Raw genomic sequence first — 7,167 nt, 5'->3', positions numbered from 1 at the left:
GCCAAGGCGCCCGCCAGACCCCAGCCGTTGGGGATTATTCCACCGGTTCACTGACCCATTTTGCTCCGGGATTGACAACCGCGGCGGTGTCGATGTGGATGTCCGGGATCGGCGTGAAGGCCTTCCAAAAATCTCGGGTCTCCGAGGCGTCCCGAACGGATCGCTCGAATCCGGCTATCACCTCTCCGCCATGGGCGGCGGCGATCCCTTGACCGAGGGTCCGAATATCGGACTTCAGCTGGCTGTAGAGATCGCTGAAATAGGCTTGGTAGTGCGGGATCAGGGTGGAGCCTGCGAGATCCTGGGCGCAGAATGGACACGCCTGGTGATCAAGTCCCGCTGAAGCCGCTTCTATCCGCGGCATGCCATCGGCGACCCAGCCTTCACCGCCTCGACCGAGCTTCCGCAGATGGTCTCTCACGAGGGCTGCCGCTGCGGCCTCCAGGTCCGGAAGGCTCCGAGCCAGCACATCGCGAATCCGACCAAGGTCAAAGCCTGGCAGGGTGAGGGTCCGAAACGCCGAGCGCTGATGGACTGCACTTGCCGCCTTGGCCGCCGCCAGCCGGCGCTCGGCCTCCGCGATCTCCTTGTCGATGTCCTCGTTGGGGTTAAGGCCGCAAAAGGCGTCGACGCTGAAGGAGCCACGGGCCGCCGCCGGGATCGCATCCTGTTTCACGCGCAGGTCCTTGTTGTGCTGCTCGACCCGCTCGACTTGGGCTTGGAGGGCTTTGCTCAGCGACACGCCCTGCGCACCCAAGATCAACTCGTGGAGATTCTGACGGTGGCTGGTTTCGATCTCGATGCCGGAGCACACATTTTCGGCGACGAATGCGTCATCGAAGACATGGATCTCGGACTCTGTCGAGGACCATGCGCCACCCTTGAAGATTGCCGTGGCGCCCGACAGCTGAACTATTACGTGCGGTTCGTGCTGGGCCTTCAGACGCTTTCGGTTCTGAATTAGCGATGGATCGCCAGATGCGAGAGATTTGAAGATGGCCGATAGGGTCGTCTTGCCGCGACCGTTCTCCGCGTAAATCGCCGAAAAAGGAGTCAGGGGCACCTGCGCGCCAGACGATACGTTCTCAAATTGACCGACGTTCTGAAGCAGCAAAATACGCTCGATAGTCATTCTGCGCGACCATGTCCTTCTGTAATGTGCGGTGTGCCCACCTTCCCGAGAGGTGCAACGTGGTCATAAGTCCCCGACGAGCCGTCATACCATTTGACTGTTAAGTATGATCCCCAGCGTTTCAAGCTTCACTTGCCGGCGCGGAAATTTCAGCCTGGTCCGGAGTCTGGCCCACCAGGAGCGACGTCTGGTAAGAGCGGTCCTCGTGCCTTGTCGCTCTGAGATTGATAAGCCAAGACATGACGCGGCTTGGAGAAATTGTCGGCCAGTGTAGGCGCACCTGCGAATTCGCCGGCTCTGCAATTTGCTTGCTTTCCGGCCGCGGCGCAGCTGGGGGAGCAGATCGAACCTACAAACCTACGCTAATCGGCTTTTAACACCATCGTGCCTAAGGTGTTGTCCTTGAACACCTCGTGCACGTTGGTGTCATCCCCGTGTTAATCGGGGCGGCGATTTACACCCGGATTTAGACATTCTCGTTGCTGCGCGCGACAGAGAAGAGGCCGCGAGTACGAAGCATGTTTTTCCTGATTAGCCGGAAAAATGCTTCGCCTCCAGCGCATCCGGCCAATCTCGCTTGTGACAGACGAAACGAGCGAGGTCTCCCTCAGTAGTGACCATCCAACATATGACCGTGCGCTGATTTCGGCGCCCCAATCCGCGGCGCGAGACGCAGCGGCGCGAGACGCAGCGGCGAGCGGCGCAGCGGAGCTCCCCTCCTTCCTGACCCGGGACGAAGCCCGGACGAAACAATCACAAGGAGGTCCCCATGTTTCATTCGAGAGTAACCACCAGCACCGAAGCCCCCTCTATGTCGGCCGGCGAGCTGGCGCTGAGGGAGTTTTTCTCTCATCACGACGAGGCGCTCGGAAATGCAGCCGTTCTGCTCGCAGACCGGCGCGGCGCGCGGCTCCTCAACGCGATCCGCGACGGCCTGGAACAGCCCGGGTCGATCACGCGCCGTCTCCGGCGCCTGCTTCTCCAGCTGCGCGCGATCCTGTTCCTCGACGAGGCCGACGAGGAGGAGTGGGGCAACGAGGGATGCTTCGACCTGCTCGAGCCCGAGGACCCGATCGTGCCCGAGCTCTGTCTGCTCGCTGAAGGTCTCGATGATGTGCTGCGCGGCGCGGGGATCGCTCCAAGCGAAGACAGCCGGATCCCCTGATGTTCGCTCCCGGCCGCCCCGTGTCCAGCGCGGCGGCCGGGGTGACGCAGCCGCTCAACAAGGAAAATCCGCCAGCCTACCACTTTTTTCTTCGTGCTCCCGGAGAATGGCCAATGTCCTCGTCATCAAGACCAGACACCCGCGCAAGTCACCAACCGAAAGGAACCAGCCCGACCCACCTCTCCCCCGCGATGCACGGACCATGACGCCGATGAATCAGGCACCACCAGCACCGTTTTCATGCATGAAAGGGAGAAAATCATGCTCAACTCCACCGCCCTCAACACCAACCAGGCGCGCTTCGACGCGGTGGCGGCGACAGAGAAACATCTGCGCCGGCACGGCGCGAGTCTCTGCGACCTCCTGGATGCGCTCGACGACCGAATCGGGTTCGACGCTCTCTGCGATCTGCACGGTGCGGTCTCCGAACGGTTCCCCGATGCCGATGCCGTCGAGCAGGCGCTCCGCGACATCTGTCGCATCCTGTCGGAGCAAGCACCCTCCGTGCTCGACCGCATCAGCCATGAGCGCAGCCTGACGGCATCCGACATGACACGATGGCACGGCGCGCGCGTTAGCGAGCTGCTCGCGAGGTTCCGCCATGTCGGGTAGAGCCACGCCTCGATGTGTCCTACAGGTCACGCGCGAGCGTCGTCTCAGTGTCTATCCGGACGAATTCGGCCTCGAGCAGGACGTGTGTGACGTCACGCTCTGGCTCGCTCAGAAATATCGCGTGCCGTCGGCCCTTGTCTGGGTCGATCGACACTTCGTCCAGAGTGGCAGAGAGATCGCCGGTATAACGGTCATGACGTCTCCGCGGCATCCGGATCCACTGACGCCGGCGTCACGCGAAGCGTTTCTCGCTCTCGGCTATAAGATCGAACATACAGGCGCGGATACCTACGGCCTCCCATTCTGCAGCGGCCGCCATTCGCTCCACGAGGCCCTTCAGGCGTATGCAAGGATCGACGGAGCGTTGCGCGACTGGCGAGGCCGGTAAGCAAGCGTGAAGACCAGCAGAACAGGGCGGCAAATGCCGCCCTTTCTTTTTCCGGGTGCGTGCGCTCCGTGATGGTCAGTCGCGCAGGTCCAACCTGCCGTTCGACAGGGCGCTCAATCGACCCTATACCCCTGCTTCTCATCGTCGGGAAGGGCGGATAGCTGACCTTCGCTGCACCAGGCAAGAAGGTCGGATGCACGCAGGTAGCCATCTACAGATTCAACCACCGTGCGGCTGCATGATGCTGTCGAAAATGTTGTTTCGTTAAGCCGATGGCCAGTTGATGCGGCTGGTTCACATGCGATCGTTCAGTCTGGCTCGCTCGAGGCGGCGGAGCAATCGGAGGGATTGCTCGGCATGTGGATCGTCGCGAATGGTCTCGGGCAGGTCACTGGTGAGCTCTTGACCTGCCATGAGAAGAGCCCGATCGGTGGTGGTGGGGATCCGATCCCAGACGTCTTCATGCATGACCAGCGTTTTTTCGAGATGTTCGTATTCTGAAGGTTCCTTCCCTTTATCACCGATGACCATCCGACCATCGATCCGGGAGCACACATAGGGATACCCGGGGTGGGGACCTTTTCCGCTCATTCCCTGACCGTGACCAAAGAAAAGTTGAACCGTCCTGTCAGTGCCAGGCTCGGGGTAGAACCCGCTGATACCCAAGAATTTCAACACGGCCTCGGATCGCATGGTCGCGAAGAAGTTCGAACCGAACGGTAAAATCGGGCCTTTATTGAGTTCATCGACAGCATGTCCCCCGAGAGAAACGTCTTGCATCTCTTCTATGGTCCACTTGGTGTCGAAATAGATCTTGATACGGCTGCGCTGGAAATGATCAGGATAGCCGGCAGCCCATGCTCGTCGATAACAGGCGAAGGTTCCATCGAAATTGCCTACGGCCGCATAGCCGTAGCCGCCGGTATCGGCCGAAAAAGCGCGTGCCATCTGGTAGGCGAGTTCGCCGTCGGGAGACGCGCGGTTGATCCGTTCGAATTCGAGTTCCTTGGCGACCTGCGTCACCATCAACTGGTGTCGCAGCCTCAGATATTCGGCAAAGAGTTCGACCTTGATCCCCTTCAATCGCGCCAGTTCGCTATGATTGTTTTCTGCCGCCTTGACGATCCACTCGCGCAAAGTGCCGCCGCTCGGGGACTTCTCGTATTCGCGGTTCTTTGCTTCCTTGAGAGTATTATACATCTCATCCGATAGCTGCCCGGGAGACATCTCCCCCTTCCCAAAGATCTTGCCCCCAACCTGGGCATTTGCAAGCCGCAGCAAGCATTGAAAACGGATCTTGGCTTCGGTGGGCAGCGATTCCGTCGACGTCGGAGTGACCTCTTTTGATTCTTGGCTCCCGGCCATTTTCCATCCCCCTGATAATACAAAGATCTTTCCTAAGCCTGCATGACAGCACTGGAAATGACCTCATGGCAACCGTGATTTCCGGATCCCGCAGCCGGATTTCAGGCCCTTCACCGAGTAAAATGGTGCTCGGTAGACTCGTTCCGGGAGCCGGGAGCCGTTCAGCTGCAATTTTTACTTCTGATTCCGGAATAGATGTTCGGCTACTTTTGTCCTGCAACTTCAGCAGGAAAGGCCAATTCGATGAACATCATGAGAACCAACTTGGCAGGGATTCTCGCTGTTATGGTTGTGGCCACTACGGTTACGACGTCTGCGGCGGACATCTTCGGTCAGAAAGAACCGGAACTCCTCTTCGAGGAAAAGGTCGAGGAGTTCAGCGAGGAACAGACTGAACTTCGCGACAGGCTCAAAGGGCTGATCGGTGAAGTCGAGAAGAATTCCGGGATGACCCTGGAGGAAGCCAAAGAGCAAGCGGAAGAAGCCAACGAGGCGTTTACGGACATCTTTGAACTTACCAAGCCCAATGGGCCTCTGTCTCAAGCGATGACCCGGGCCATCGAGAGTCAGAAAGGCGCAAAGGAAGCCATGATGCTCGACCCTCTGCCCGAGCATCGCAAGGCAGAACTGGCTCGGAAATTTGACGAGAACATCGCTGGGATGCTGCGTGAGAAGGCCCGGATCGATGCGGCGATCGATATCCTTGGCCAGTATGCAGCCGAGTTCGACCTGGAGGCCCGGGCGCTCGGCCACGAGATCCGGGCAGAAGCGGGTCGCCAGGTCGTCGCCGATCTGAGTCGTATCGCCAATCTTCTTGAAAGCGTCATCAACGAGATCGCCGGCCCTGCGGTGTCGTAGTCCCTGGATCGGGGCGGCGTCCTGCCGCCCCGGCCACTTCTTCGACCAAAAAAAGGCAGTGCAATGCCGATCGCAAAGCTTGTCAAAGGCCTTATGGCCGTATCGGTTGTGTTCCTCACCTTCGTGCTCTGGACATCCGGAATCATAGCCGGGCTTTCCCAAGGCGCTTTGGAGCGTCGTGCCGATATCCGAAACCTGCCCGCACCGGACCTTAACCAGAAGGTGGTCTATATCGACTTTATGGCTGATGCGAGGACCGTTTATGAAACCGGTTGGGATGGACTGGGCCATGTCTCGGGTGTGACTATGGGGCTCTTTCTTCCTGTCTCGTTGGTTAGCCCGCCTGACCTCACCTTGTGCGTCTCGCAGTTGGGGAGCACATCCATCTGGTGTTCAAGTCCGGCCGATAGTTCCGATCGGAAGACGCAGCTCTCGTGCCACGACAGCCTTAGTTGCGGCTGGGCCTTGCCTGCGCGCGACGACATCCCGCTGGTGGCGGTGGTGCTCGATCGGGATGATCACAGGATCGAAGGGCCTTGGGACTTGCTCGATGCAGTGATCCTGTTGCCGCGAAACCGCTTCTCCTTGTCTGCCGAGGATGATGCGGCCCTGCGCGAAAAGGCGGCTGGAATGATGGAGACACTGTCGCCCACGCGCTTGGCAGGTCCGGACGTCTCATGGGCCCCGGGCGAGGCTCTCAGAAGGCTCGGCGCGGTGCAAATCGTCACACAGAATGACGCTCGAAGTTTCGCAATGTCACAAGGAACGATCACACTCTATCCAGAAGGAGAAGGCTCATGAAAGCAATAGGCGTATTTACCCTCTTTGTTGCGCTGCTGGTCATGCAATCGCCAGCGCAGGCGGACGGAACCGGAAGTCTGGGGCAGCGGGTGAAGCAGCAGCTCCACGGGCATGCGGGCAATCACGTCTCGCGCAGCCCGTCCCAGTTGCTCGCCGCAGCCCGTGCGCAGGCGGCAAACTCGCGCAGCGGCGAGGGCTTGAAGTCGTCCTACGCTAATGCCCGCATCGCGCGTCAGACCACCCAGCAGATCCTCACGCAGAACGGCGCTCGGATCGATAAGTGGCTCTCCCGCAGCCGCGGGGGGCCGAACGCGCGTCTCACCCTGGGCGACGGGAACGGAACGCGGGCTCTGGAGGGGCTGAACCGCGGTCAGGGTCGGCTCGGCACCGCCGTGACGAACACGGGAAGGAGTATTCCGGCATTCGGCGCTAAGGTCGTCATTCAGCGTAACGCGACCTCTCCCAGAGGTTATCGGATCCAGAACTCCTACCCCACCGTAGCCCGCAGCTTTCCAAATCAGCTGCGCACTTTCCGCGGGACGTCTGCCGGGCAAGTCCGGTCCCAATTCGGAGCGGCAGCCCGAGTTGCGCCGCGAACCTCCTTCAGCAACGTAGCACGGATGCCGCGCCGCTGATGCACAAGGCGACCGTGTTGCCCCTTCCTCCTGAGAGGGGGCAACACACTTAGGCCAGCGTGGCGTGACACCCGCCGCCATTCACCCCACGAAAATGCTGCACGGTAGACGAATGGCTGGTCTTGTGAGGCTGCAACGCAGCGTTCGAAGGGATCGCCAATGTCCGAATTGGGCCGATTGCGGCGTGTTAGGACGACGCGGTCGGCGGTGG

Annotated in this window: 8 protein-coding genes; 5 read left to right on the top strand and 3 right to left on the bottom strand. The window is 60.1% G+C overall.

All coding sequences use genetic code 11. The features are described 5' to 3' along the window. Window positions 1–34 precede the first annotated feature (34 nt). Window positions 35–1,132, bottom strand: coding sequence for an AAA family ATPase (locus tag KZZ07_RS21700; RefSeq protein ID WP_219517106.1), 1,098 nt, complete (start codon window positions 1,130–1,132; stop codon window positions 35–37). Window positions 1,133–1,901: 769 nt separating this feature from the next. On the opposite strand from KZZ07_RS21700, the gene KZZ07_RS21695 reads away from it, so the two are divergent. Next, window positions 1,902–2,297 carry a hypothetical protein gene (locus tag KZZ07_RS21695; protein WP_219517105.1) on the top strand — a complete coding sequence of 132 codons (396 nt, stop codon included), beginning with the start codon at window positions 1,902–1,904 and terminating at the stop codon, window positions 2,295–2,297. Between the two features lie 261 nt (window positions 2,298–2,558). Beyond that, on the top strand, window positions 2,559–2,909 hold the full coding sequence (locus KZZ07_RS21690; protein ID WP_219517103.1) for a hypothetical protein: 351 nt from the start codon (window positions 2,559–2,561) through the stop codon (window positions 2,907–2,909). 19 nt (window positions 2,910–2,928) lie between these two features. Here KZZ07_RS21690 and KZZ07_RS21685 read toward each other — a convergent pair whose 3' ends face one another. Together KZZ07_RS21685 and KZZ07_RS21680 are read right to left on the bottom strand one after the other, a co-directional pair. Then, entirely contained in the window at window positions 2,929–3,120 is a 192-nt protein-coding gene (locus KZZ07_RS21685; protein WP_219517102.1) for a hypothetical protein, read from the bottom strand. A 471-nt stretch (window positions 3,121–3,591) separates the two neighbouring features. Next, window positions 3,592–4,662, bottom strand: coding sequence for a hypothetical protein (locus tag KZZ07_RS21680; RefSeq protein ID WP_219517101.1), 1,071 nt, complete (start codon window positions 4,660–4,662; stop codon window positions 3,592–3,594). 195 nt (window positions 4,663–4,857) lie between these two features. On the opposite strand from KZZ07_RS21680, the gene KZZ07_RS21675 reads away from it, so the two are divergent. The 3 genes from KZZ07_RS21675 (at window position 4,858) to KZZ07_RS21665 (ending at window position 6,956) form a co-directional block, all read left to right on the top strand. Continuing rightward, a complete protein-coding gene (locus KZZ07_RS21675) occupies window positions 4,858–5,520 on the top strand; it encodes an MDR/zinc-dependent alcohol dehydrogenase-like family protein (protein ID WP_219517100.1) in 663 nt (220 codons plus the stop codon). A gap of 63 nt (window positions 5,521–5,583) precedes the next feature. Next, on the top strand, window positions 5,584–6,321 hold the full coding sequence (locus KZZ07_RS21670) for a hypothetical protein (protein ID WP_219517099.1): 738 nt from the start codon (window positions 5,584–5,586) through the stop codon (window positions 6,319–6,321). After that, the gene (locus tag KZZ07_RS21665; RefSeq protein WP_219517098.1) at window positions 6,318–6,956 is read left to right on the top strand and encodes an RNase A-like domain-containing protein; all 639 of its coding nucleotides are present in this window, start codon (window positions 6,318–6,320) and stop codon (window positions 6,954–6,956) included. The genes KZZ07_RS21670 and KZZ07_RS21665 overlap by 4 nt, the downstream gene beginning before the upstream one ends. The last annotated feature ends 211 nt before the right edge of the window (window positions 6,957–7,167 follow it).

Source organism: Mameliella sp. CS4, from assembly GCF_019392335.1.
Classification (GTDB): domain Bacteria; phylum Pseudomonadota; class Alphaproteobacteria; order Rhodobacterales; family Rhodobacteraceae; genus Antarctobacter.
Note: the sequence above shows the minus strand (reverse complement) of the source record. Positions and strands in the feature narration are given on the sequence as shown.